The 24,527-nt window shown below is 73.4% G+C and carries 21 protein-coding genes and 1 pseudogene; 12 read left to right on the plus strand and 10 right to left on the minus strand.

The features are described 5' to 3' along the window. Nucleotides 1–336 (minus strand): annotated as a pseudogene (locus tag Ae331Ps2_RS32790) (IS5/IS1182 family transposase); the annotation flags it as partial. Between the two features lie 548 nt (nucleotides 337–884). On the opposite strand from Ae331Ps2_RS32790, the gene Ae331Ps2_RS27395 reads away from it, so the two are divergent. Beyond that, complete coding sequence (locus Ae331Ps2_RS27395) at nucleotides 885–2,255, plus strand: diguanylate cyclase (RefSeq protein WP_020624027.1); 1,371 nt, start codon at nucleotides 885–887, stop codon at nucleotides 2,253–2,255. A 63-nt stretch (nucleotides 2,256–2,318) separates the two neighbouring features. Here Ae331Ps2_RS27395 and Ae331Ps2_RS30705 read toward each other — a convergent pair whose 3' ends face one another. The 3 genes from Ae331Ps2_RS30705 to Ae331Ps2_RS27410 all read right to left on the minus strand — a co-directional run bounded on the left by Ae331Ps2_RS30705 (nucleotide 2,319) and on the right by Ae331Ps2_RS27410 (nucleotide 5,269). Continuing rightward, entirely contained in the window at nucleotides 2,319–3,638 is a 1,320-nt protein-coding gene (locus Ae331Ps2_RS30705; protein ID WP_083702305.1) for a GGDEF domain-containing protein, read from the minus strand. Nucleotides 3,639–4,242: 604 nt separating this feature from the next. Further along, the gene (locus Ae331Ps2_RS27405; RefSeq protein WP_020624024.1) at nucleotides 4,243–4,839 is read right to left on the minus strand and encodes a histidine phosphatase family protein; all 597 of its coding nucleotides are present in this window, start codon (nucleotides 4,837–4,839) and stop codon (nucleotides 4,243–4,245) included. Between the two features lie 4 nt (nucleotides 4,840–4,843). After that, entirely contained in the window at nucleotides 4,844–5,269 is a 426-nt protein-coding gene (locus tag Ae331Ps2_RS27410) for an HIT family protein (protein WP_075305677.1), read from the minus strand. A 79-nt stretch (nucleotides 5,270–5,348) separates the two neighbouring features. Between Ae331Ps2_RS27410 and Ae331Ps2_RS27415 the strand changes: the two genes are divergently transcribed. The 3 genes from Ae331Ps2_RS27415 (at nucleotide 5,349) to treY (ending at nucleotide 10,525) form a co-directional block, all read left to right on the plus strand. Beyond that, a complete protein-coding gene (locus Ae331Ps2_RS27415) occupies nucleotides 5,349–5,816 on the plus strand; it encodes a PPOX class F420-dependent oxidoreductase (protein ID WP_075305676.1) in 468 nt (155 codons plus the stop codon). 170 nt (nucleotides 5,817–5,986) lie between these two features. Next, nucleotides 5,987–8,155 carry a glycogen debranching protein GlgX gene (gene glgX, locus Ae331Ps2_RS27420; RefSeq protein WP_075305675.1) on the plus strand — a complete coding sequence of 723 codons (2,169 nt, stop codon included), beginning with the start codon at nucleotides 5,987–5,989 and terminating at the stop codon, nucleotides 8,153–8,155. A gap of 3 nt (nucleotides 8,156–8,158) precedes the next feature. Continuing rightward, entirely contained in the window at nucleotides 8,159–10,525 is a 2,367-nt protein-coding gene (gene treY, locus Ae331Ps2_RS27425; RefSeq protein ID WP_075305674.1) for a malto-oligosyltrehalose synthase, read from the plus strand. A gap of 66 nt (nucleotides 10,526–10,591) precedes the next feature. Here the strand turns inward: treY and Ae331Ps2_RS27430 are convergent, their stop codons facing one another. After that, nucleotides 10,592–11,104, minus strand: a complete 513-nt coding sequence (locus Ae331Ps2_RS27430) for a DUF5709 domain-containing protein (RefSeq protein WP_075305673.1) — start codon at nucleotides 11,102–11,104, stop codon at nucleotides 10,592–10,594. Between the two features lie 83 nt (nucleotides 11,105–11,187). On the opposite strand from Ae331Ps2_RS27430, the gene treZ reads away from it, so the two are divergent. The 5 genes from treZ (at nucleotide 11,188) to Ae331Ps2_RS27455 (ending at nucleotide 17,390) form a co-directional block, all read left to right on the plus strand. Continuing rightward, nucleotides 11,188–12,933 carry a malto-oligosyltrehalose trehalohydrolase gene (gene treZ, locus Ae331Ps2_RS27435; protein ID WP_075305672.1) on the plus strand — a complete coding sequence of 582 codons (1,746 nt, stop codon included), beginning with the start codon at nucleotides 11,188–11,190 and terminating at the stop codon, nucleotides 12,931–12,933. A 146-nt stretch (nucleotides 12,934–13,079) separates the two neighbouring features. Further along, the gene (locus Ae331Ps2_RS27440; protein ID WP_075305671.1) at nucleotides 13,080–14,042 is read left to right on the plus strand and encodes a carbohydrate ABC transporter permease; all 963 of its coding nucleotides are present in this window, start codon (nucleotides 13,080–13,082) and stop codon (nucleotides 14,040–14,042) included. Then, nucleotides 14,039–14,914, plus strand: a complete 876-nt coding sequence (locus tag Ae331Ps2_RS27445) for a carbohydrate ABC transporter permease (RefSeq protein ID WP_075305670.1) — start codon at nucleotides 14,039–14,041, stop codon at nucleotides 14,912–14,914. Before Ae331Ps2_RS27440 ends, Ae331Ps2_RS27445 begins: the two co-directional genes overlap by 4 nt. Nucleotides 14,915–14,963: 49 nt before the next feature. Further along, nucleotides 14,964–16,295, plus strand: a complete 1,332-nt coding sequence (locus Ae331Ps2_RS27450; RefSeq protein ID WP_075305669.1) for an ABC transporter substrate-binding protein — start codon at nucleotides 14,964–14,966, stop codon at nucleotides 16,293–16,295. Nucleotides 16,296–16,310: 15 nt separating this feature from the next. Beyond that, entirely contained in the window at nucleotides 16,311–17,390 is a 1,080-nt protein-coding gene (locus Ae331Ps2_RS27455) for an ABC transporter ATP-binding protein (RefSeq protein WP_020624014.1), read from the plus strand. Nucleotides 17,391–17,617: 227 nt separating this feature from the next. On the opposite strand, the gene Ae331Ps2_RS27460 is transcribed toward Ae331Ps2_RS27455, so the two are convergent. Beyond that, entirely contained in the window at nucleotides 17,618–18,604 is a 987-nt protein-coding gene (locus tag Ae331Ps2_RS27460; protein ID WP_075305668.1) for a malate dehydrogenase, read from the minus strand. 98 nt (nucleotides 18,605–18,702) lie between these two features. Here Ae331Ps2_RS27460 and Ae331Ps2_RS27465 point away from each other — a divergent pair, with 98 nt between their 5' ends. From Ae331Ps2_RS27465 to Ae331Ps2_RS27475, 3 genes are all read left to right on the plus strand, one after another. Then, nucleotides 18,703–19,944, plus strand: a complete 1,242-nt coding sequence (locus Ae331Ps2_RS27465) for a DUF418 domain-containing protein (RefSeq protein WP_075311591.1) — start codon at nucleotides 18,703–18,705, stop codon at nucleotides 19,942–19,944. 107 nt (nucleotides 19,945–20,051) lie between these two features. Then, a complete protein-coding gene (locus Ae331Ps2_RS27470) occupies nucleotides 20,052–20,546 on the plus strand; it encodes a hypothetical protein (protein WP_075305667.1) in 495 nt (164 codons plus the stop codon). A 244-nt stretch (nucleotides 20,547–20,790) separates the two neighbouring features. After that, entirely contained in the window at nucleotides 20,791–21,015 is a 225-nt protein-coding gene (locus Ae331Ps2_RS27475; RefSeq protein ID WP_075305666.1) for a hypothetical protein, read from the plus strand. Between the two features lie 21 nt (nucleotides 21,016–21,036). Here Ae331Ps2_RS27475 and Ae331Ps2_RS27480 read toward each other — a convergent pair whose 3' ends face one another. From Ae331Ps2_RS27480 to Ae331Ps2_RS27495, 4 genes are read right to left on the minus strand one after another with little or no spacing between them, the layout of a single operon-like run. Further along, nucleotides 21,037–21,516, minus strand: coding sequence for a CoA-binding protein (locus Ae331Ps2_RS27480; RefSeq protein WP_020627508.1), 480 nt, complete (start codon nucleotides 21,514–21,516; stop codon nucleotides 21,037–21,039). Continuing rightward, nucleotides 21,513–22,850 carry an O-acetylhomoserine aminocarboxypropyltransferase/cysteine synthase family protein gene (locus tag Ae331Ps2_RS27485; RefSeq protein WP_075305665.1) on the minus strand — a complete coding sequence of 446 codons (1,338 nt, stop codon included), beginning with the start codon at nucleotides 22,848–22,850 and terminating at the stop codon, nucleotides 21,513–21,515. Before Ae331Ps2_RS27485 ends, Ae331Ps2_RS27480 begins: the two co-directional genes overlap by 4 nt. Nucleotides 22,851–22,868: 18 nt before the next feature. Next, nucleotides 22,869–23,579 carry a dienelactone hydrolase family protein gene (locus Ae331Ps2_RS27490; RefSeq protein ID WP_020627506.1) on the minus strand — a complete coding sequence of 237 codons (711 nt, stop codon included), beginning with the start codon at nucleotides 23,577–23,579 and terminating at the stop codon, nucleotides 22,869–22,871. Continuing rightward, on the minus strand, nucleotides 23,576–24,508 hold the full coding sequence (locus tag Ae331Ps2_RS27495) for an acyl-CoA thioesterase II (protein WP_020627505.1): 933 nt from the start codon (nucleotides 24,506–24,508) through the stop codon (nucleotides 23,576–23,578). Before Ae331Ps2_RS27495 ends, Ae331Ps2_RS27490 begins: the two co-directional genes overlap by 4 nt. Between the last annotated feature and the right edge of the window lie 19 nt (nucleotides 24,509–24,527).

Genomic DNA, 24,527 nt, shown 5'->3' on the forward strand with positions numbered 1-24,527 from the left:
GATCAGGGTGCCGTCGAGATTCACGTGGGTGTGCCCGGCTGTGCGGGCGGCGAGCAGGGCTCCGTGCAGGCCGGGTGCGGCCGCGGCGAGGACGTCGATGCCTTCGTGCAGGTAACGGTAGGCCGTTGCAGTGCTGATCGCGTTGTCACCGGCCAAACATCGGACCCGGGTAGCATCACAGAACCAGCGGATCACCAGCACTGCCTGGGCGAACGGGGTCAACGCCCGCCGCCGGGTGCCACGTCGACGGCGTTGAAGGACCAGGAGCCGCGCCAGATAGGCCACGGTGCGCTCCCCGATCGGGAGGACAGCGGTGTAGGTGACAGGATCAGACATGCAGGACCTCGGTGACGGTGTCGATCTGTGCTGGACCGAACCGATCTACCGGGGTCCTGCCCCGTTCCCGCTCATCTCACCACCCTCGGCGTGTCGCCACGACCTGCCACCCCGCTACTGAGAACACCTCAATGGCCGCGGCCATTGCGGCGGATGCCCTCACCAACCCCAGTTGCGCACGATGATCTCCTTTCCTGATCGACATCCCGCACGTAGTGGTGCTGCCACACCGTCACGGACAGCAATTGCCGGACACACCGACATGGTCTCTCATCCATTTCTCGACGCCGTCGCCGGAAAGAGTGGACCGCGGTCGGCCGACGAACAAACCAGGGAGCACCATTGCGACGTCGACCATCACCGACCCGGCCCTGCCGGTGACACCCAGCGTGACGAGGACACTCGTCCGAGCAGCTACGACTCGATCACGACGTCGTATCGATCACGGAACGCGACGGGTGCGGCTAGGATCACGGCGCGGCGGCATCCCGTTCGCCGCAGCGGACGGGCAGGATCGGGTGGTACGACGCCGGCCGAGGGAGGGACGCATGGCCCCGGAACCGGTCCGGTTGCACCAGGTCACCCGCTGGCCGATCTGGTCCATCCCGGGTCGGCTGCTCGGCCCGGTCCTCGCCGTGGAGCTGCTGGCGGTCTGCCTGGTCCTCGCCGGGCTGCTGCACCCGCCCCGGCTCGACCGCCCGACGCTGGTGCTGCTCGTCACCCTGACCGTGGCCGGGATCCTGCACACCGAGGTCGTGGCCGGCATCGAGCGCGTCCGGCGCTACACCGCCGAGACCCATCACGTGAACCTGACCTCGGTCTGGACGGTCGCCTCGGCCCTGCTGCTGCCACCGGTCCTGGGCGCGTTCGTGGTGGTGGTCGTCTACACCCACCTCTACGTCCGGGTGCTGCGGCCGGTGCCGCCCCCGGACCGCAGGCCGGTCTACCGCGAGGTCTACAGCACCGCGACGGTGATCCTCTCCGTGCACGCCGCGGCCGGGGTGCTCGCCGCGACCCGGCCCGGTGAGCTCTACGGCAGCCTGCCCGACGTCGTCGCGCTGCTGCTCGCGCTGCTGACCTACACCGTCGTCAACACCTGCCTGGTGCTCGGTGTGGTCGCGGTGGCCAGCCCGGACACCCGGGTGGTGCGGATCCTGTTCGGCGGCGACGAGCTCACCCTGGAGCTGGCGACCCTCTGCCTGGGGGCGCTGACGGCGGGGGCGCTGGCCGCGAGCGGCCCGTTCGTCGCGCTGCTCGCGGTGCCGCCGATCCTCGCGCTGCACCGCACGATCCTGGTCCGCAAGCTGCGCGAACGCGCCGACACCGACTCCAAGACCGGGCTGCTCAACCACGCGGCCTGGCACCTGCGCGGCACCCACGAGCTGGCCATCGCCGAACGCGAACGGCGGCCGGCGGCGCTGCTGATCCTCGATCTGGACCACTTCAAGGAGATCAACGACACCCACGGCCACCTCTACGGCGACCAGGTCCTCGCCGCCACCGCCCGGGTACTGCGCGAGGAGCTGCGCGACCACGACCTCGTCGGCCGGTTCGGCGGGGAGGAGTTCGTCGTGCTGCTCCCCCGGCTGTCCGGGCACGACGGGCGCGAGGAGGTCCGGCAGATCGCCGAGCGCCTGCGCAGGCGGATCGCGGGTGAGTCCGACCCGGTGGCACCGGTGGACGGGGTCCCCGCCCAGCGGCTGCCCGCACCGCCCCCGGACGCCCCCGGGACCGACGGCCCTCCGTCCCGGACCGGGATCACCGTCTCGATCGGCGGGGCGCTGTTCCCCGACGACGGCCACGCCCTGACCGGGCTGCTCGAGGTCGCGGACTCCGCCCTCTACGCCGCCAAACGCGCCGGGCGCGACGCCGTGCGGATCGGGCGGCACACCTTCCCGGCCGAGCCCGAGCACGCCTGACCCGTCCCGTCCTGCCGCCGCCGCGGCACCGGGGCCCTGCCGCCGGCGCTCAGTGGCCGGGGCTCAGTAGCCGGGGACGCTCCCGTCGCGCCCGATCCGGACCTGGTCGCGTCCGGCACGTTTGGCGGCGTAGAGGGCGTGGTCGGCGACCTGCAGCAGGTCGTCGAGGGACTCGCCGTCGCCGCCGGTCACCGCGACCCCGACCGACACCGACAGGTCGCGGATGGTGATGCCGCCGCCCGGGCCGTCGACGTGCACCGTCAGCGACCGGATGGTCCGCCGGATGCGCTCGGCCGCGCCGTGGGCGAGCGCGCACCCCTCCGGCCCCACCGGCAGCCCGGCGAGGAGGACGACGAACTCCTCCCCACCGAAGCGCCCGACCGGGTCGACCTCGCGGACCTGGGCCTTCAGCGTCGCGGCGACAGCGGTGAGCACTTCGTCGCCGGCGAGGTGGCCGTAGCCGTCGTTGACGGCCTTGAAGTGGTCCAGGTCGAGGATCAGCACCGCGACGGCACCGCGCTGGCGCCGGGCCCGGGTGAGCGCCCGGTGCGCCCGGCCCCGCCACGCGACCGCGGTGAGCAGGTTGGTCTTGGCGTCGGTGTTCGCCCGCTCCTCCAGCTGCCGGATCAGCACCGCCCGGTGCAGCACCAACAGCGGCGGGAGGACCAGCAGCGCAAGGAGCACATGGCGCTGCACCGCGAGCGCGGCCAGCACCGCCAGGCAGAGCGTCGCGCCCTCGAGCACGTGGTCGTCCCAGTCCCCCATCAGGCGTCGCCAGTCGGGACGATCCGGCGAGGTCAGGGCCAGCGCGGTCGCGACGAGGACCTGGTTGACCAGCCCGTAGACAGCCATGGCCAGCAGCAGCGACAGGTAGCCGACCACCTGGCTCGCACCGCCGAGCCCCGCCGCCGCGGTGAGCGAGTCGGACGAGACGAGGACCGAGGCGGCCATCGCGGCGAGCACGACGGTCGCGGTGGTGTAGACGTGCCGATACAGCTTCGCCCCGGCCGGGCGCCAGACCCGCCACCACAGGTGGCCGTAGACCGCGACGACCACCAGGCCCGCCACCCCCGGCGGCAGCAGCAGCGCGGCCGCGAAGGTCCAGACCGTCGACAGGTCGAAGTAGGTGACCTGCGCTCCGCGCCGGCGCACCCGGTCGATGCCGGACGCCATCTCGGTGTGCAGCGCGCCGAGTGCGGCGAGACCGAGGGCGCCCAGCGCCAGCATGCCGGTGGCGCGGTCCCACGGCAGCCGCGCCACGTCGGTCACGACGAGCACCACCGCGGTGAGCTCCACCAGCACCAGCACGGCGAGTACCCGGGCCGGCAGCCCGCGCGAGGGCCAGCGGGGCCGTTCGGCGTCCTCACCCCGGATCGCGGTCACCGGTGCCTGCCCGAACGAACTGGGGCGATCGTGCCGTCGGGACCGTGCGGCGCCGGTGACGTCGTGCGCGACCGAGGCCGGTGACCACCGGGAACCACACCTGCCGGGGGCATGCGACCGCCCCCGGACCCGCCGGGCGGCGCATCCGGACGGGGCATCCGGACGGCGCCGAGGGCGAGCAGGCGCAGCGCGCGGACGTCCGCGCGGACGTCGCGGACGTCGCGGACCGAGAAGGCGCCACGCGCGACGGGAGGACCGGCGGGAGTGGGGACGCGACGTTCGTCGTCCCGCGTCCCGGAGCCTCCGCGCTCGGCCATCGGCGTGCGGTCCCTTCGGAGTCCGTAGGTGGCCCGTGCCGGGATCCGGCACCCGCCCTGGACGGGGCCCCACGACCTCGGCATCGTCGTCGGGCGGAGACGCAGCCGAGCGTAGGTACAGCCCGCCCGCTCGGCGTCCTGGATCACCCGTCCGAAGCCGGGCGGCGTAACGACGGCGGCGAACGGCGTACGAGCGGGGGCACACGTCCATCACGTGCGCCTCCGTCCACGGCAAACGGTCGACGGCAAGCGGTCGACGACCGTTGCGCAACGGTCGGCGGTGGAGGTCAGAGCAGGTCCGCGACGTGGGCGGTCTCATTCACCGTCGCGACCTTGCGCATCCCGTCGCGTGCGCACACCACCCGTGAGAGGCCGACGTAGTCCAGGGGGAACGGCAGGTCCCGTCCGATGCCCAGCACCTCGGCGAGGTAGGCGTTGACCACGCCCGCGTGGGCGACGACGACCACCGTCGCCCGGCCCGGGTGTGCCGCGACGACGTCCTCGATCCCGGCACGCACCCGGGCCCGGAACGCGGCGCCGTCGACGTGGTCGGGCAGGTGCCCGGCCCGCATCCGCGCCCATGCCGCCGGGTCGGCCTGCGCCATCCGGGCGACCGGGACGTAGAGCGAGCGTTCTGCGTCGTACTCGCGCAGGTCGGACCGGGTGTGCGGGGTGAGGCCGCGCTCGCGCGCGAGCGGCTCCGCGGTCTGGACCGCCCGGAGCATCGTGCTGGTGTACAGCGCGTCGACCGGGGTGCCGGCCAGCGCGTCGACCAGCCGGGCGGCCTGCTCCAGGCCCTGCGGCGCGAGGCCCGGGTCGGCGTGCGTGCCGTCGTCGTGCTCGACGGCCTCGGGCAGCGCGTGCCGGACGAGCAGCAGGTGCACCCGCTCAGCCCGGGACGTGCGCGTCGTGTCCGGCGGCCCGCAGCGCCGCGCGCAGGGCCTCGGCGTGCCCGTCCTGCTCGGCGCCGTCGACGGTGGCGGCCGCGTTCGCGAAGTCGAAGGCCCGCATGTCCCAGGCCGGGAACACGTGGACGTGCAGGTGGGGCACCTCGAACCCGGCGACCAGCAGACCCACCCGGGGCGGCGACCAGATCTCCCGCACCGCGAGTCCGACGGTCCGTGCCACCCCGGTGAGGTGGGCGACGAGGCCGGCGTCGGCGTCGACCCACTGGTCGATCTCGGCGCGCGGCACGACGAGGGTGTGCCCCGGGCCGAGCGGGTTGATCGACAGGAACCCCACGCACTGCTCGTCGGCCCAGACGAACCGGCCCGGGATCTCGCCGCTGATGATCTTCGTGAAGACGGTGGCCACGGATCCGGACCCTAGTGGCCCGCGGCGCGGGGTGAGGAACGGCGGGCGCGGGGCCCCCGGCCGCCCTAGGATTCCGGGCATGCCCCGCACCATCGCCCGCAGTGACCGCGTCGACCGGGACGAGCTGCTCGAGTTCGTCCGGCCCCGGCACCACATGGTGCTGATGACCACCCGTTCCGACGGCGGCGTGCAGGCCTCCCCGGTCACCGGCGGCGTCGACGACGAGGGGCGCATCGTGATCTCCACCTATCCCGAGCGCGCCAAGTCGGCCAACGTCGCGAGGGCCGGCAGGGCCGCGGTCGTCGTGCTGAGCGAGGAGTTCGACGGCGCCTGGGTGCAGGTCGAGGGCGACGCCGAGCTCATCACGCTGCCCGACGCGCTCGAGCCGCTGGCCGACTACTTCCGCGCCGTCTCCGGCGAGCACCCGGACTGGGACGAGTACCGCCGGGCCATGGCCGACCAGGGGAAGGCTTTGATCCGCATCACCCCGACCCGGTGGAGCCCTGTCGCCACCGGCGGCTTCCCCGCCCGGCTCGCCGACTCCTGACCGCCCCTGGGACGATCGACCGCCCCCGTCCGCAGCAGCTGCGGACGTGACGGTGATGTGGCGTGGGCCGCCGGCGGCCCCGTCCACCATGCGGCAACGGAGCCCGCCCTACACAGTGTGAGCGTGCCAGCGGCCTGCGGCCGGGGGTACGCGACGAGAGGACACAGACCATGCAGGCCTGGCCCGGGCACGCCTATCCGCTGGGTGCCAGCTACGACGGCACCGGCACCAACTTCGCACTGTTCTCCGAGGTCGCCGACGCCGTGGAGCTGTGCCTGTTCTCCCCCGACCCGGGCGCGCCCGGCGGACTCGCCGAGACCCGGGTCCCGCTGACCGAGGTCGACGGCTTCGTCTGGCACGGCTACCTGCCCGGCATCGAGCCCGGCCAGCGCTACGGCTACCGCGTGCACGGTCCCTACGACCCGGCCCAGGGTCTGCGGTGCAACCCGAACAAGCTGGTCATCGACCCCTACGCCAAGGCCCTCGACGGCCCGGTCGACTGGGACGAGGCCGTGTTCGGCTACAACTTCGGCGCCCCGGACTCGCGCAACGACACCGACTCCGCGCTGCACGTGCCGAAGTCGGTCGTCGTCAACCCGTACTTCGACTGGGGCTCGGACCGCCCGCCGAAGATCCCCTACAACGAGACCGTCGTCTACGAGGCGCACGTCAAGGGACTGACGATCCAGCACCCGGACGTCGAGGAGGAGCTGCGCGGCACCTACTCCGGCGTGGCGCACCCGGCGATGATCGAGCACTACAAGCGGCTCGGGATCACCGCCGTCGAGCTCATGCCGGTGCACGAGTTCGTGCAGGACCACCACCTCACCGAGAAGGGCCTGTCGAACTACTGGGGCTACAACACCATCGGCTTCCTGGCCCCGCACCACGCGTACTCGTCGGGCTCGATCCGGTCCGGCACCCAGGTCGCGGAGTTCAAGGCGATGGTGCGCGACCTGCACGACGCCGGCATCGAGGTCATCCTCGACGTGGTCTACAACCACACCGCCGAGGGCTCGGACATGGGCCCGACGCTGTCCATGCGCGGCATCGACAACCACGCCTACTACCGGCTGGTCGACGACGACCCCCGCTACTACATGGACTACACGGGCACCGGGAACTCCCTCAACGTCCGCAACCCGCACACCCTGCAGCTGATCATGGACTCGCTGCGGTACTGGGTGACCGAGATGCACGTCGACGGCTTCCGCTTCGACCTGGCCTCCACCCTGGCCCGCGAGTTCTACGACGTCGACCGGCTGTCGACCTTCTTCGACCTCGTCCAGCAGGACCCGGTGATCTCGCAGGTCAAGCTGATCGCCGAGCCGTGGGACGTCGGCCCCGGCGGCTACCAGGTCGGCAACTTCCCGCCGCTGTGGACCGAGTGGAACGGCAAGTACCGCGACACAGTGCGCGACTTCTGGCGCGGTGAGGCGGGCACCCTGGGCGAGTTCGCGTCGCGGATCACCGGCAGCTCGGACCTCTACCAGGCCGACGGCCGCCGCCCGTTCGCCTCGATCAACTTCGTGACCGCGCACGACGGGTTCACCCTGGCCGACCTCGTCTCGTACAACGAGAAGCACAACGAGGCCAACGGCGAGGGCGGCAACGACGGCGAGAGCCACAACCGGTCCTGGAACTGCGGCGTCGAGGGTCCCACCGACGACGAGACCATCGTCGAGCTGCGGGCCCGCCAGCAGCGCAACTTCCTGGCGACGCTGCTGCTGTCCCAGGGCACCCCGATGCTGCTGCACGGCGACGAGGCCGGACGCACCCAGGGCGGCAACAACAACGTCTACTGCCAGGACAACGAGATCGCCTGGCAGGACTGGGAGCTCGCGGGCAAGCACGACGACCTGACCACCTTCACCGCGGGCGTCGCCGCGCTGCGGCACGCCCACCCGGTGTTCCGCCGGCGCCGGTTCTTCGCCGGCCGCCCGATCGGCCGGTCCTCCACCAGCGAGGACGTCGCCGACATCGGCTGGTTCACCCCCGCCGGGCGGGAGATGACCGAGGAGGACTGGGACAACGACCTGGGCCGCTCGGTGGTCGTGTTCCTCAACGGCAGCCAGATCGCCGACGTCGACCAGCGCGGCCAGCGGATCGTCGACGACTCGTTCCTGCTGTGCTTCAACTCCTTCTGGGAGGACATCGACACCACGCTCCCGCCCACCGAGTTCGGGCAGGCGTGGGAGATCGTCGTCGACACCCACTCGGGCGAGGTGCACCCGCCGAACGCCGCCGGCGTCACGGGGACCGACCTCGACCCGGTGTCCGCGGGCTCGGTGCTGACCCTGCCCGCCCGTTCCCTGCTCGTCCTGCGATCGAAGGGCTGAGGCGTGACCCGCCTTCCGGGATCGACCTACCGGCTGCAGCTCTCGGCGGAGCAGACCTTCGCCGACGCCGCCGCGCTGACCGGCTACCTGGACCGGCTGGGGGTCGGGGCGCTCTACGCCTCACCCCTGCTGGAGTCCACGGCCGGGTCCACCCACGGCTACGACGTGACCGACCCGACCCGGGTGTCGGGTGAGCGCGGCGGCGAGCAGGGGCTGCGGTCGCTGCTCGCGACGCTGCGCGAGCACGGCCTGACGATGCTGATCGACATCGTGCCCAACCACGTCGGCGTCGCGAAGCCCGCCGAGAACCCGTGGTGGTGGGACGTGCTCACGCACGGCCAGGCCTCGCGCTGGGCCCGGCACTTCGACATCGACTGGGGCGCCGGCGCGCTGCTGCTCCCGGTGCTGGACGCCGACGAGGACACCGCGCTGTCGCAGCTGTCGGTCCTCGACGGGGAGCTGCGCTACCACGAGCACCGCTTCCCGATCGCCCCCGGCACCGGCGAGGGCACCGCCAAGGAGGTGCACGCGCGCCAGCACTACCGGCTCGTGTCCTGGCGACGCGGCGCCGCCGAGCTGACCTACCGGCGGTTCTTCGACGTCAGCGACCTCGCCGCGGTCCGGGTCGAGGACCCGGAGGTCTTCGCCGACACCCACCGCACCGTGCTCGACCTCGTGCGCTCCGACGACACCGTCGTCGGGCTGCGGGTGGACCACCCGGACGGCCTGTCCGACCCGGGTGCCTACGCGCGGCGGCTGCGCGCCGAGCTCGGCCCCGGCAAGTGGCTGCTGGTGGAGAAGATCCTGGGCCTCGACGAGGAGCTGCCGATCTCCTGGCCGGTCGACGGCACCACCGGCTACGAGGCGCTGCGCGAGGTCTGCGGGGTGCTCGTCGACCCCGACGGTGCCGGGCTGCTCACCCAGTTCGCCGCCGAACACACCGGGGAGAAGCGCTCCGCGCACGCCGTCGAGGACGACGGCCGCCACCTCGTCGCCCGCGAGATCCTGGTCGCCGAGGTCCGCCGGATCGCCAACGCCTTCCGGGCCGGCCCCGGTGCGGACTCGGCGGCGACCGGGCTCGACCTGGCCGAGGTCACCGCGGAGGACCTGCACGACGCGGTCGCCGAGCTGCTGTGCGGGTTCCCGGTCTACCGCTCGTACCTGACGCCGCGGATCACCGAGGGCCGCGCGGCCGCCGACACCGCCGTCGCCGTGGCCCGCACACGGCGACCGGACCTGGGCGCGGTGCTCACCGCGTTGCACAGCGGGCTGGTCCGCGAGCCCGGCTCGGAGTACGCGACCCGGTTGCAGCAGACCTCGGGCATGGTCACCGCCAAGGGCGTCGAGGACACCGCGTTCTACCGGTACAACCGGCTCGTCGCGCTGAACGAGGTCGGCGGCGACCCGGCCCGGTTCGGGGTGACCCCCGAGGAGTTCCACGTCGGGCTGGCCCGCCGCGAGGCCGGCCGGTCGCGCACGATGACCTCGCTGTCCACCCACGACACGAAGCGCTCCGAGGACGTCCGGGCCCGGCTCGCCGTCCTGGCCGAGCGACCCGCGGACTGGGCGGCGAAGGTCCGCGAGTGGTCGGTGCGCCACCCGCTGCCCGACCGCTCGCTGGAGCTGCTGGCCTGGCAGTCGCTGGTCGGGGCGTGGCCGATCCCGGCCGACCGGCTCGCCGGCTACCTGGGCAAGGCGTCCAAGGAGGCCAAGCTGGTGACCTCGCACATCGACGCCGTGCCCGAGGTCGACGAGGCGATCGCGGCCTGGCCGGAGCAGGTCCTCGCCGACGCCGAGCTCGTCGCCGAGATCGAGGCGTTCGTCGGGGAGATCGCCGACCCGGGCCGGTCGAACTCGCTGGCCCAGAAGCTGCTCCAGATGGCCGGGCCCGGCGTGCCGGACGTCTACCAGGGCACCGAGCTGTTCGAGTACTCGCTGGTCGACCCGGACAACCGGCGCCCGGTCGACTGGGACGCCCGGCGGGCGATCCTGGAGCGCCTCGACGCGGGCGAGCAGCCGCCGGTCGACCCGACCGGCGCGGCCAAGCTGCTGGTCACCTCGGCGACGGCGCGGCTGCGGCGGTTCCGGCCCGAGCTGTTCAGCGGCTACGGCCGGGTCGACGCCCAGGGCCCGGCGGCGGAGCACGCCGTCGCGTTCTCGCGGGGCGGGGGCGCGCTCGTCGCCGTGGCGACCCGGCTGCCCGAGGGGCTGGCCCGCCGGGGCGGCTGGGACGACACCCGGCTGCCACTTCCCGGCGGCTTCGACGACTGGCACGACATGATCGCGAACCGTCCGGTGGACGGGCCCGCGCCCGCGCTGGCCGACCTGCTCGCCCGCTACCCCGTCGCGCTGCTGGTCCGCCCCGCCTGATCCGTCACCCGTCGCGCCCCGGTCGCCCGCAGGCGGCCGGGGCGCGACGCGTACGGGTCCGGCGGGTCAGGGCTCGTCGACGACGTGCACCGCGGCCTCCTCGGCCGAGGCGCCGGCACCGTCGATGCCGGCGTCGCCGGCCACCAGGTCCTTCTCCCCACCGTCGCTGCCGTCGAAGCTCGCGTCGTCGATCGTGAGGCGCCCGGCGCGGCGGTCGCCCACCTCGTCGTCGGCGAGCAGCTCGCCGTCGGCACCCGGGGCGTCCCCGAGCAGGTCGCCGGTGGCGTCGTCGACGTCGGAGAAGTCGTCCCGGGAGTCCGGGTCGCCGACGACCCCGGCGGCGCGGGCGTCGTCGCGGTCCTCCGCGTCGGCGGTCGTGTCCAGCTCGGCCGTCCAGGTGTCGGGCTCCTCGTCGGCCAGGCGCTCGTCGAGGGTCTCGTCGTCGCGGTCGTTCCACGGGCGCTCGGGCGGCGAGTAGCCCTCGTCGAGCACGTCGGTCACGCCGCCGTACTCCAGGGTGTCCTCCGGCTGCAGCTGCGCGTCGGAGTCGAGGTCGTCGCCGGCGTCGGGGTCGCTCATCGGGGCAGCCTAGCGGCGCGTGACCCGGCCCACCCCCCGCCGGGCGCGCGCCGACCCCACCGGGTGCGGAAGGATCGGCGCCCGTGACGGAGTTCGCCGTGTGGGCCCCCGACAGGAACCGCGTCAGCGTGCTGGTGGGTGACCAGCGCATCGCGCTCGATCCCTCCCCGGGGGGCTGGTGGCGCACCGAGGCGCCCGACCACGGGCACGGGACCGACTACGCGTTCCTGCTCGACGACGACGCGACGCCGCTGCCCGACCCCCGTTCCCGCTGGCAGCCGAAGGGGGTGCACGAGCGCTCCCGCGTCTACGACCACGAGGCGTTCTGGTGGACCGACGAGACCTGGACCGGCCGCGCGCTGGCCGGGTCGGTGCTCTACGAGTGCCACATCGGCACGTTCACCGGGCCGGGCACGTTCGACGCCGCGATCGGCCGGCTCGACCACCTGGTCTCGCTCGGGGTCGACCTGGTCGAGGTGCTGCCGGTCAACGCCGTCGACGGGCCGGTCAACTGGGGCTACGACGGCGTCGGCTGGTACGCCGTCACCGAGAACTACGGCGGCCCGGACGCGTTCAAGCGCTTCGTCGACGCCTGCCACGCCCGCGGCCTGGGTGTCGTCCTCGACGTCGTCTACAACCACCTCGGCCCGTCCGGGGCCTACCTGGACCGGTTCGGCCCCTACTTCGCCGGTTCCAACATCTGGGGTCCGTCGCTGAACCTCGACGCCGCGGGCTCCGACGAGGTCCGCCGCTACATGATCGACAACGCCCTGATGTGGCTGCGCGACTTCCACGTCGACGGGCTGCGGATCGACGCCGTGCACGCGCTGCGCGACACCCGGGCCCAGCACGTCCTGGAGCAGCTCGCCGTCGAGGTGACCGCGCTGGAGGCGCACGTCGGGCGCCCGCTGTCGCTGATCGCCGAGTCCGACCTCAACGACCCGCGGATGATCACTGCGCGGGAGGGCGGCGGGTACGGCCTGGACGCGCAGTGGGCCGACGACGTCCACCACTGCCTGCACTCGGTGCTCACCGGCGAGGGCCAGGGCTACTACGGCGACTTCGCCGAGGCCGGTCTCGACGGGCTGGCGCACGTGCTCACCCGCGGCTTCCTGCACGAGGGGACCTGGTCGTCGTTCCGGCAGCGCAGCCACGGCGCCCCGATCGACACCGCGCGGATCCCCGGCTCGCGGCTGGTCACCTACCTGCAGAACCACGACCAGATCGGCAACCGCGCCACCGGTGACCGGCTCACCCACACGCTCTCGCCCGGCCTGCTGGCCTGCGGTGCGGCGCTGCTGTTCACCTCCGGATTCACCCCGATGCTGTTCATGGGTGAGGAGTGGGGCGCACGCACGCCGTGGCAGTTCTTCTCCCGCTTCGGCGACCCGGACCTGCAGAAGGCCGTCCGCGACGGCCGGCGCGCCGAGTTCGCCGACCACGGCTGGGACGACGCCGCCGAGGTGCCCGACCCCAACGCCGAGTCGACCTTCGCCGACTCCCGGCTGGACTGGTCCGAGCCCGAGCAGGAGCCGCACGCGACCCTGCTGCGCATGCACCGTGAGCTCATCGCCCTGCGCCGCGCCTGGCCGGAACTGTCGGACCCGTGGCTGGACCGGATCGGTGTGGACGTCCACGAGCAGGCGCGCACCCTCGTCGTCGCCCGCGGGCGGATGCGGGTCGTGGTCAACCTCGGCCCGGAGCCGGTGACGCTGTCGCTCGGATCGGAGATCACCCGCATCCTGCTGGCGTCCGAGCCGACGACCAGCGACGGCTCCTCGTTCACCGTCCCGGCGGAGGCGTTCGCCATCTGCCGCGTGGCGGAGTAGCGGGGACCCTGCGCGTCACCCGTCCGAGTGCCGCCGTTCACCTGTTCGCCGGACACGTGACGCGGCCGGGCCACACGAGACTGCGAGGGTCTGCGAGGTCGCGACGATGCGGCCGCGCGCCGCCCCTGCGACAGACGTGAGGTCACGTGACGTCCACCCCCACCCGGTCCGCCTCGACGCCGACGGCGCCGGGTGCGACCTCGCGCCCCCCGCCGCGGCGACGGCGCCGCTTCACCGCCCGGGACCGGCACGACTTCTGGGTGTTCCTCGCGCTGGTGCTGCCCAACGCGGCGCTGATCGTCGCCTTCGCCTACCGGCCGGTGATCGAGAACGTCCGGTACTCGCTGCTGAACTGGACCCTCGGGTCGCCGTCGGCGACGTTCGTGGGGCTCGGGAACTACGTCACGTTCCTGACCTCGCCGTCGTCGGCGGGGATCGTCGGGACGACGCTGGTGTTCACCGTCGTCACGGTCGGCGGCTCGATGGTGCTGGGTCTGCTGATCGCACTGGCGCTCAACCGGCGGGTGCCGGGTACCGGTGTCGCGCGGGCCGCGGTGTTCTCCCCCTACGTGCTGTCCGGGGTCGGCGTCGGGCTGGTGTGGCTGTTCGTGTTCGACCCGTCGATCGGGGTGCTGGGGGCGGTGGTGCGAGCCTTCGGCGGCACCGCACCGGACTTCTTCAACGACCCGTCGATGTCGCTGACGATGATCTGCATCGTCTACGTCTGGAAGAACATGGGCTACGCCGCGGTGATCTACCTGGCGGGCCTGCAGTCGATCCCGAAGGACCTGCTGGAGGCCGCCGCGCTGGACGGCGCGTCGTCGGCCCGCACGTTCTTCCGGGTGGTGCTGCCGCTCCTGTCGCCGGTGACGTTCTTCCTGGTCGTGACGAGCGCGCTGAACTCGTTGCAGGCCTTCGACCTGATCCGGATCATGACCCCGCTCGGGCAGGGGACGACGACGTTGATCTACGAGGCCTACCTGCAGGCCTTCGGCTCCAGCAACCGGGCAGGCTACTCGGCGGCGGTGTCGACGGTCCTGTTCGTGGTGCTGGTGGTCTTCACCCTGGTCCAGCTGCGGTGGATGGAACGGCGGGTGCACTACGCATGACCACCACCGCTCCGGAGCACCGGTCGTCGCGCGCGCTGTCGCCGCGGGCCCTGTTCGACGTCGTGACCAGCGCCTACGTCCCGCTGCTGGTGGCCGTACTCGTCGTGCTGTTCCCGCTGCTGTGGATGACGCTGTCGTCGTTCAAGCCACTGACCGAGATCATCACCCAGACCCCGGCACTGCTGCCGTCGGCGCCGACGACGGAGAACTACGCCACCGTCGCCGAGCGCCTGCCGTTCGGCCGGGTGTTCCTCAACTCAGTGCTGGTCACCGTGGTCGGTGCCGTGCTCAAGGTGGCGCTGGCCGTGTTCACCGCCTACGGGCTGGTGTTCGTCCGGTTCCCGTTCAAGAACTGGATCTTCGCCGGGCTGCTGGTGACGCTGATGGTGCCGCCGCAGGTGGCGCTGCTGCCCAACTACACGCTCATCACCGCGCTCGGCGGCGCGGACACGTACTGGGGCATCATCCTGCCCGGTCTCGGGACGGCGTTCGGCACGTTCCTGCTGCGCCAGCACTTCCGCACGCTGCCGCCGAGCCTGCTGGAGGCCGCCGAGCTCGACGGGGCCGGGCACTGGCGCCGGCTCACCCGGGTCGTCCTGCCGGTGTCCGCGCCGACCGTCGCCACCGTCGCGCTGATCACGATCGTCTACGAGTGGAACGACTACCTCTGGCCGCTGGTCATCATCTCCAGGCCGGAGATGATGACGCTGCCCGTCGGGCTCACCCTGCTGGCCAACGTGGACAACCGGGCCGCGGCCTACGGCCAGCTCATGGCCGGGTCGGTCGCCGTGATCGTGCCGGTCCTGATCGTCTTCATCGCCCTCCAGCGCCACATCATCGCCGGGCTTACCCAGGGCGCGGTCAAGGACTGAGACCGTCCCCCGCGCCTCCTCCCCTCCCCCCGAAAGGACGCCAGCTGCCATGCACCTCGACCGTCGCGGATTCCTGAAGTTCGCCGGCATCACCGGCGCCGCCGCGGCCCTGGCCGCCTGCGGCGGCCCCTCCACCAGCGGCGGCGGGCCCGCCGACGCCCCGGAGGTCGACTACTCCGGGGTGCAGCCGGCGACGACCGTCACCTGGTGGACGAACAACCCGGGCAGCTCGGAGAAGGTGTCCCGCCAGATCATCGACGCCTACCAGCGGGCCAACCCGGGGACCACGGTCAACCTCGTGACCGCGGGCGCGACCTACGAGGAGATCGCCCAGCGCTTCCAGACCGCGCAGGCCGGCGGCGGCTCCCAGCTGCCCGACCTCGTCGTGCTCTCCGACGTCTGGTGGTTCCGCTACTACATGCAGCGCTCCATCGTGCCGATGGATCCGCTGATCGCCGCGACGGGCATCGACACCGCCGACTACCGGCAGCAGCTGATCGAGGACTACCGCTACGACGGCAAGCTCTGGGCGCTGCCCTGGGCGCGTTCGACGCCGATCTTCTACTACAACAAGGCGCACTGGCAGAAGGCCGGCCTGCCCGACCGGGCGCCCGCGACCTGGGCCGAGATGGCCGAGTGGGGGCCGAGGCTGCAGGCCGCGGGCACCGGCGCGCAGAAGGCGTACCAGCTCCCCGCCCTGGCCGACTACGCCGGCTGGTCGTTCCAGAACAACCTCTGGGGCGAGGGCGGCGCCTGGTCGAACGAGTGGGACGTCACCTGCGACTCCCCCGAGGCCGTCCGGGCGATCTCGGCCCTGCAGAACGCGGTGACCTCGGGCTGGGCGGGCGTCGCCGCGACCGACGGCACCACCGACCTGGGTGCCGGGGCGGTGTCGGCGACGGTGGGCTCGACCGGTTCGCTGGTCACCGTGCTCGACGCCGCGCAGTTCGACGTGGGCGCCGGGTTCCTGCCCGCGGGCCCGGTCCCCGGCCCGGTGTGCCCGACGGGTGGCGCGGGCATCGGCATCCCGGCCGCGATCCCGCCGGAGCGTCAGCTCGCCGCGGCGGCCTTCGCGAAGTTCCTGACCAGCCCGGAGAACACGGTGCTGTTCTCCCAGGCCACCGGCTACCTGCCGATCCGCACCTCGGCGAACACCGGGCCACTGCTCGCCCAGACGCCGCTGCGCAAGGTCGCGATCGACCAGCTCGACCGGACCCGCACCCAGGACCGGGCGCGCGCGTTCTTCCCGGGTGCCGACCAGGAGATCGCGCGGACCTGTGCCAACATCCTCAACCAGCGGGCCGACGTGCAGAGCGAGCTCACCACCCTCAAGGGCACGCTGACCCGGATCTTCGACACCGACGTGAAGCCCAACATCTGACGGCGGGACGCTGACATGGCAACGGTCACCTACGACTCGGCGACGCGGATCTACCCCGGCTCGGACACCCCCGCCGTCGACGGGCTGGACCTGGAGATCGCCGACGGCGAGTTCCTCGTGCTCGTCGGGCCGTCCGGCTGCGGGAAGTCGACGTCGCTGCGGATGCTCGCGGGTCTGGAGGACGTCGACGCCGGCGCCATCCGGATCGGCGACCGCGACGTCACCGACGTCCGGCCCAAGGACCGCGACATCGCGATGGTGTTCCAGAACTACGCGCTCTACCCGCACATGACGGTCGCCGCGAACATGGGCTTCGCGCTGACCAACGCAGGCCGGCCGCGCGACGAGATCGCCCGCCGCGTCGCCGAGGCGGCGAAGATCCTCGACCTGGAGGGACTGCTGGACCGCAAGCCGCGTGCCCTGTCGGGCGGGCAGCGCCAGCGGGTCGCGATGGGCCGCGCGATCGTGCGCGAGCCCGCCGTGTTCTGCATGGACGAGCCGCTGTCCAACCTGGACGCGAAGCTGCGGGTGTCCACCCGGACCCAGATCGCCTCCCTGCAGCGGCGCCTGGGTGTCACCACCGTCTACGTCACCCACGACCAGGTGGAGGCGATGACGATGGGCGACCGCGTCGCGGTGCTGTCGGGCGGGGTGCTGCAGCAGTGCGCCGCCCCGCGCGAGCTGTACGAGCGCCCGGTGAACGCCTTCGTCGCCGGGTTCGTGGGGTCACCGGCGATGAACCTGGTGACGGTGCCCACCGGCACCGACGGGTCGGTGTCCCTCGGCGGGGTGCGGATCCCGGTGCCCGGCGGGTCGTCGGACACGGTCACGGTCGGCATCCGGCCGGAGGACCTGCGCCCGGCCGGGGCCGGGGACGGGCTGGAGGTGACCGTCGACGTCGTCGAGGAGCTGGGGGCCGACGCCTACGTCTACGGCACCCTCACCGAGGCCGCGGGACACGACGGCGCAGGGACGACGCTGGTGGCCCGGGTCGACGCCCGCACCCCGCCGGAGCGCGGGACCCGCCTGCGCCTGGTCCCCGACCCGGACCGCACCCACCTGTTCGACGGCGACACCGGCGCCCGCCTGGGCTGACCCGACCCGCTGCGGTCCCCCGCTCCCGCGCGGTGATCCGCAGCTCGCGCAGTGATCCGCTGCTCGCGCGGTGATCCGTTCGGCGCGCGTGTCCGGACGCGCGCGGCGCGGATCACCGCGCGGATCGGCGATCACCGGTGCGCCGGGTGGCCGGCGGGGACGGCTCCGGACGCACCGCGGCCCCGCACCCGTGACGGGTGCGGGGCCGCGGTCGGTGTGCGGTCGGCTCAGATGAGGCCGAGCTTGGCGACGGTGTCGCGCTCCTCGACCAGCTCCGCGACGCTCGCGTCGATCTTCCCGCGGGAGAACTCGTCGATCTCCAGGCCCTGGACGATCTTCCACGCGCCGTTCTCGGAGGTGACCGGGAACGAGGAGATGATGCCCTCGGGGACGCCGTAGGAGCCGTCCGACGGGATCGCGGCGGAGGTCCAGTCGCCGGCCGGGGTGCCGTTGACCCAGTCGTAGACGTGGTCGATGGCGGCGTTCGCGGCCGACGCGGCCGAGGACGCGCCCCGCGCATCGATGATCGCGGCACCGCGCTTGGCGACGGTCGGGATGAAGTCGTTCTCCAGCCACTCCCGCTCGACCTGCTCGGCGGCGATCTTGCCGCCGACCTCGGCGTGGAACAGGTCGGGGTACTGGGTCGCCGAGTGGTTGCCCCAGATCGTGAGCTTGCTGATCTCGTCCAGGCCCACGCCAAGCTTCTTCGACAGTTGCGCCAGCGCACGGTTGTGGTCGAGGCGGGTCATCGCGGTGAACCGGTCGGCCGGGACGTCCGGGGCGGAGGCCTGGGCGATCAGGGCGTTGGTGTTGGCCGGGTTGCCGACGACCAGGACGCGCACGTCGTCCGCGGCACCGGCGTTGATCGCCTTGCCCTGCGGGCCGAAGATGCCGCCGTTGGCCTCGAGCAGGTCGCCGCGCTCCATGCCCTTGCTGCGGGGACGGGCACCGACGAGCAGCGCGACGTTGGTGCCGGAGAACGCGGCGTTCGCGTCGTCGAAGATGTTGATGCCGCGCAGCAGCGGGAAGGCGCAGTCGTCGAGCTCCATCGCGGTGCCCTCGGCGGCCTTCACGGCCTGCGGGATCTCCAGCAGGTTCAGCGTGACCGGGGTGTCGGGCCCCAGCAGCTGCCCGGAGGCGATCCGGAAGAGCAGCGCGTAACCGATCTGGCCAGCGGCTCCGGTGACGGTAACGGTAACGGGGGTAGCAGACACGCCCCGGACCCTAGCCCTGTTCGCGCCTGCGTACCGCGACGGGGAGCACACCCACCGCCATGCGTGGCACGAACCACACCGCCGGTAGCGTGCGGGCGATGCGAGACGTCCCGGTGACCGGTCGTGCACCGGCGCCGGACCTGGCCCGCGGCGCGGCGCTGCTGCTGATCGCCGTGGCGAACGTGCACACCTTCGTCACCCACCGGGGCATCGGGGTCCGCACCTACCCGCTCGACCCGACCGGCGTCGACGCCTGGCTCGCCGCGGCGCAGCTGACCCTGGTCGACGGCCGGGCCTACCCGCTGTTCGCGCTGCTGTTCGGCTACGGCATCGCCGGGCTCGCCCGCCGCGCGGCCCGCGCCGGTGCCGGGCCCGACCAGGTGCTGGCCCTGGTCCGGCGCCGGGGCGGGGCGCTGTTCGCCGTCGGCGCCGCGCACGCGGTGCTGCTGTGGCACGGGGACTTCGTCGCCGCCTACGGGCTGATCGCCGTGGTTCTCGCGCCGGTGCTGGTCCGCGGGTCGACCGCGGTGCTGGTGCTCACCGGGGTGGCCGCGACGACGCTGCTGGCGGTGCTCTACGCCCCCGTCGCGCTGACCCGGTCCGACGCGGCGTCGGCGTCGCCGTCGCTGGTCGCACCGGACGTGGTGTCCGCGGCGGTGGAGCGCTTCGGCGAGTGGCTGTTCGGCAACCTGCTGATCAGCGCGGTCGGGCTGGCGGGGGCCGCGGTCGCGGGGGTCCTCGTCGCCAGGGCCGGCTGGCTCGACGACCCGGCCCGGCACCGTCGCGCGCTGCGCCGGGTCGCCGTCGCGGGGATCGGGGCGGGGGTCGTGGGCGGCCTGCCGCTGGGGCTGGTCGCCGCGGGGGCGTGGACGCCGTCGGAGCCGGTCGCGCTCGTGGTCGGGGTGCTGCACGCCGTCACCGGCTACGCCGCGGGCGCCGGGTACGCGGCGCTGGCCGGGCTGGTCGTCGCGCGACGGACACGGTCCGCCGGAGCGGCACCGGACGGTCCGGGGGCCGTGTACCGGTCCCCGGGCGACACAGGACCCGTGCCGGGCGGGTGGATGTCCCGCGCGCTGGTCGCGCTGGGGCGGCGCTCGCTGAGCGGGTACCTGGCGCAGTCGGTGGCGTTCGTGGCCCTGTTCCCGGCCTGGACGCTCGGGCTCGGCGCGGGCCTGCCGCTGTGGGCGGCGACGCTGTGCGGGGCCGGGGTGTGGCTGGTGACCGTCGTCGTCGCCGTGGTCGCCGAGCGCCGAGGCCACCGCGGCCCGGCCGAGGTGCTGCTGCGCCGGCTGACCTACGGCCGCACCCCGGCTCCCGCACACCACCCCACCGGACCATGATCGCCGGGAGTGGAGCGCCGGAGGCACCCCGCTGCGCTCTGCACTCCACTCCCGGCGATCATCGTGGGGCGCGGCCCCGCGAGCGGGTGGCGGTCTAGGCTCCCGACATGAGCGGCACCGACCCCGCCGACCAGCCCGGACCGGACGAGCCGGCGCGGCCGGACGTGCCCGGGGCGGCCGGGGCGACGCCGTCGTGGCAGGGCGCCCCGGGCTTCTCCGGGGTGGGCCCGGTGTCGTCCGGCCCGGTGGAGGTCCCGCCGCACGCCCCGCTGCCGGGGGCGCCGCCGTACCCGCCGGGAACCGAGCCGGAGCGGGCCGCGGTCGCCGACCGGTCCCCGCAGCTCCCGGGCGTCGCCGCCGTGCTCCCCCGCTGTGTGGCCGCGGCGGCCGGCTGGGTGGCGGTGGCGCTGCTGCTGGCCCTGGTCACCGGGGTCGGGTCGTGGCCGCTGCGCGGGCTCGCGCTGCTCGTGCCGTGGGGGCTCGCCGCCCTCGCGCTGGTGTTCCCGGCCCGGCGCGGGGTCGGCCCCGGCGGGCTCGTGGCACTGGCGTTCGCCCCGTTCTGGCTGATCCACGCCGTCCTGGTCGGTCTGCTCGGCTGGTGAGACCGGCGCCGGCGATCGGCCGGCCCACCCCGGTCCCGAGCCTCATCCGCGATCCCCGCGTCGGGCGTCGCGTTCCGGTGGTCGTGACCACGCGGACGCGACGCCCGGCGCGGCGGCCGGCGCGCGGGAGAGGCCGCAGCTCGTCGCTCCCGGACCGTCGTCCGGCGACCCCCTCTCCCGAATGGCGCCGGGTGCTGTGTCTCGCCATGATGCCGATCATCCACTCCCCACGGAGGAGGTCCTCGTGGCCGATCACGACCCGCAGGTGCTGCCGATGGCCGACGTCGCGGATCGGTGGGTGGTGCGCTGCGACTGCGGGTGCGGGCTCCTCACCCAGTACGCCTCCCGGGACGAGGCCGAGGACGCGGCGGCACAGGCCCGGGAGGAGGCCGGCCCCCCGACCGCGCGGGAGCAGGCGATCGAGGAGGTCGTCGAGGACGACGGCGAGCGGGCCTCCGAGCGGATCTGACCGTCGTGCCCCCGGGCGGGATCAGTCCCGGCGCCGCGAGGTGATCACACCGGTGTCGAAGCCGGCCAGGTGCAGGCCGCCGGCGAAGCGCGCGTGCTCCACCTTGAGGCACCGGTCCATCACCACGGTCAGGCCCGCGGCCTCCGCGCGACGGGCGAGCTCCTCGTCGAACAGGCCGAACTGGAGCCAGAACGTCGACGGCGTCGGGTCCAGGGCGAGGACCTCGTCGAGCACCCCGCCGAGGTCCTCGGGGCGGCGGAAGACGTCGACCAGGTCCGGCACCACCGGCAGCTCCGCGAGCGAGGGGTACACCGGGCGCCCGAGGATCTCCGGTGCGTTCGGGTTGACGAAGTACACCTCGAAGCCGGTCGAGGCCAGCAGGTAGGTGGCGACGAAGTTGCTGGCCCGGGCCGGGTTCGGGCTCGCCCCGACGACGGCGACGGTGCGGGTGTCGCGCAGGATCTGCTGGCGCCGCCACGCGGGCGGGTTCTCCCAGGTCACGAGCTCTCCTTCTGCGAGGCGGCCAGCGCCTGGTCGAGGTCCCAGACGATGTCGTCCGGGTCCTCCAGACCGACCGAGATCCGGATCATGTCCTCGGGGACGCCCGCCTGCTCCAGCTGCTCGGTGGTGAGCTGCTGGTGGGTGGTGGACCCGGGGTGCAGGACGAGGGTGCGGGCGTCGCCGACGTTGGCGAGGTGGCTGCACAGCTGCACCGCCTCGATGAACCGCGCCCCGGCGGCCCGGCCGCCGCGCACCCCGAACGCGAACACCGCGCCCGGCCCCGCGGGCAGATACCGGCGAGCCCGCTCGTGGTGGCGGTGCGACGGCAGCCCGGGGTAGGTCACGTACTCCACCCGCGGGTCGGCCTCGAGCCACTCGGCGACCTTCTGCGCGTTCGCCACGTGCGCCTCCATCCGCTGCGGCAGCGTCTCGACGCCCTGCATCAGCAGGAACGCCGAGTGCGCCGACAGCGTGGCGCCGACGTCGCGCAGCTGCTCGGCACGCAGCTTGGTGAGGAATCCGAGCTCCTGGAAGTTCCCCCACCAGGTGAGCCCGCCGTAGGACGGGACCGGCTCGGTCATCCCGGGGAAGCGGCCGTTGCCCCAGTCGAAGCGGCCGGACTCGATCACCACGCCACCGAGGGTGGTGCCGTGCCCGCCGAGGAACTTCGTCACCGAGTGGATCACGATGTCCGCGCCGTGCTCCAGCGGCCGGCACAGGTACGGCGTCGCCAGCGTCGCGTCGATGATCAGCGGGAGCCCGGCCGCGTGCGCGACCTCGGCGAGCCCGGCGATGTCGGCGACCTCGCCGCCCGGGTTGGACACGACCTCGGCGAAGACGAACTTGGTGTTCTCGCGGATCGCGGCGGCATAGTCGGCCGGGTCGGTGCCCGGCACGAAGGTCGTGTCGACGCCGAAGCGGCGCAGCGTCACGTCGAGCTGGGTGATGGTGCCGCCGTAGAGCCCGGCCGCGGCGACGGCGTGGTCCCCCGCCCCGGCGAGGGCGGCGAAGGTGAGGAACTCGGCGGACTGCCCGCTGGCCGTGCACACCGCGCCGATGCCACCGTCCAGGCTGGCCAGGCGCTCCTCCAGCGCCGACACCGTCGGGTTGGCGATCCGGGAGTAGATCAGCCCGTACTTCTGCAGCGCGAACAGCGCCGCGGCGTCGTCGGTGTCGCGGAAGACATAGCTGGTCGTCTGGTGGATCGGGACCGCCCGGGAACCGGTCGCGGCGTCCGGCACCGTCCCCGCGTGCACCGCCCGGGTGCGGAAGCCCCAGGCCCGATCCGGTCGGTCGCCGCGCGGTCCCGACGGTTCGCTCGCAAGCTCGCTCACGTCCCCATCCTCCCCCGCCTACAGGTGGTCGTGCAGGAAGGCCCGCACCCGCTCCGTCGCGTCCGTCGCCGAGGGTTCGTGGTACTCCGCGTGCAGCGGCGTCCGGCGTGCCACCGCACCCTTCGCACCCGGCGTGCGCGTCATGAACGAGTGCCCGGCCTCGGGGTAGACGACGACGTCGTGCGGGATCCCCCGCTCCGCCAGGTCGGCCTCCAGACGCTGCGGGTACCCGTCGGCGAACTGCAGGTCGCGCCCGCCGAAGCTGGCGACGACCGGACAGACCGGCTCCACCGCGACACCCGCGCGGCCGTAGAACGGCACCGCGACCCGGTACAGACCGGTCTGGGACAGCAGCAACGCGAACCCGCCGCCCATGCAGAACCCCATGACACCGATCCGGTCGGCGTCGACGGTGGGCTGGTCGGCCAGCCAGCGCCGGGCGGACTCGCAGTCGCCGAGCGCGGCACCGCGGCCGGTGGCCATCGTCGCCAGCGTCGAGGCGATGCACAGCGGCTTCACCCGGCCACGGGCGAACAGGTCCGGGATCAGGACGGTGTAGCCCTCGCGGGCCAGCTCGCGGGCGATCCGGCGCATCTCCGGGGTCATCCCGAAGATCTCGTAGATCATCACGATGGCGGGGCCGGGCGTGTCGGTCTCGGGGCGGGCCAGGAAACCGGGGAGCCTCCCGCCGTTGACACTGGTCAGTGAGACCTCGGACTCGACGGTCACGGGCGGGGGTCCTTCCGGTCGCGGGGGACCCGGACGAGCCCCTCCTGCATGGTGGTGGCGACCAGGCGGCCGTCGGCGGTGAAGAAGCGGCCGCTGGCCAGGCCGCGCCCACCGGAGGCGGCCGGCGAGAAGCACGAGTAGAGCAGCCACTCGTCGGCGCGGAACGGCGCATGGAACCACATCGCGTGGTCCAGGCTCGCCATCTGCAGCCCGGTGCGGGGTACGTCGTGGCGGGCGACGACCGAGCCGAGCAGGGTCAGGTCGCTGGCGTAGGTGAGCAGGCAGACGTGCAGCAGCGGGTCGTCGGGCAGCTCGCCGTCGGCGCGCAGCCACAGCCGCATCGGGTCGTCGGACGGGCCGGTGTGGTCCTGCGACCAGGACGGCTCGTCGATCAGCCGGATGTCCAGCGGGCGGGGCAGGCCGGCCATCCAGCCGCCGTCGCCGCGGGCCGCGCGCGTGCCGAGGTCGTCGACCGCCTCCGGGGCGGGGACGTCCGAGGGCATCGGCTGGGAGTGCTCCAGGCCGTTCTGCGGCAGCTGGAACGACGCCGACAGCGAGAAGATCGGCTCGCCGCGCTGGATGGCGAGCACCCGGCGGGTGGTGAACGACCGGCCGTCGCGGACCCGCTCGGTCTCGTAGACGATCGGGATGCTCGGGTCCCCGGGGCGGATGAAGTAGGCGTGCAGCGAGTGCACGTGCCGGTCGGCGGACACGGTCCGCCCGGCCGCGACGAGCGCCTGGCCGGCCACCTGGCCGCCGAACACCCGCGGCAGCGAGACCGGTGGGCTCACACCGCGGAAGAGGTTGTCCTCCAGGCGCTCCAGGTCGAGCAGCGCGACCAGGTCGTCGAGGACGGCCTGGCCGCGCGGTTCACCGTCGGCTGCGGTCTCGGGCACGGTCTCGGGTGCGTGTACGGGGTCGGCACTCACGCCCGGGAGTATGCCCGGC

Origin of the sequence: Pseudonocardia sp. Ae331_Ps2 (genome assembly GCF_001932405.1) — a bacterium.
Taxonomy (GTDB): Bacteria; Actinomycetota; Actinomycetes; order Mycobacteriales; family Pseudonocardiaceae; genus Pseudonocardia.

Excerpts from the sequence above, each read along its gene's own strand:
- Ae331Ps2_RS27415 (WP_075305676.1), top strand. The coding sequence starts at position 5,349 with ATGCCCCGCACCATCGCCCGCAGTGACCGCGTCGACCGGGACGAGCTG.
- Ae331Ps2_RS27430 (WP_075305673.1), bottom strand. The coding sequence starts at position 11,104 with ATGAGCGACCCCGACGCCGGCGACGACCTCGACTCCGACGCGCAGCTG.
- Ae331Ps2_RS27395 (WP_020624027.1), top strand. The coding sequence starts at position 885 with ATGGCCCCGGAACCGGTCCGGTTGCACCAGGTCACCCGCTGGCCGATC.
- Ae331Ps2_RS27450 (WP_075305669.1), top strand. The coding sequence starts at position 14,964 with ATGCACCTCGACCGTCGCGGATTCCTGAAGTTCGCCGGCATCACCGGC.
- Ae331Ps2_RS27455 (WP_020624014.1), top strand. The coding sequence starts at position 16,311 with ATGGCAACGGTCACCTACGACTCGGCGACGCGGATCTACCCCGGCTCG.
- Ae331Ps2_RS27445 (WP_075305670.1), top strand. The coding sequence starts at position 14,039 with ATGACCACCACCGCTCCGGAGCACCGGTCGTCGCGCGCGCTGTCGCCG.
- glgX (WP_075305675.1), top strand. The coding sequence starts at position 5,987 with ATGCAGGCCTGGCCCGGGCACGCCTATCCGCTGGGTGCCAGCTACGAC.
- Ae331Ps2_RS27465 (WP_075311591.1), top strand. The coding sequence starts at position 18,703 with ATGCGAGACGTCCCGGTGACCGGTCGTGCACCGGCGCCGGACCTGGCC.
- Ae331Ps2_RS27470 (WP_075305667.1), top strand. The coding sequence starts at position 20,052 with ATGAGCGGCACCGACCCCGCCGACCAGCCCGGACCGGACGAGCCGGCG.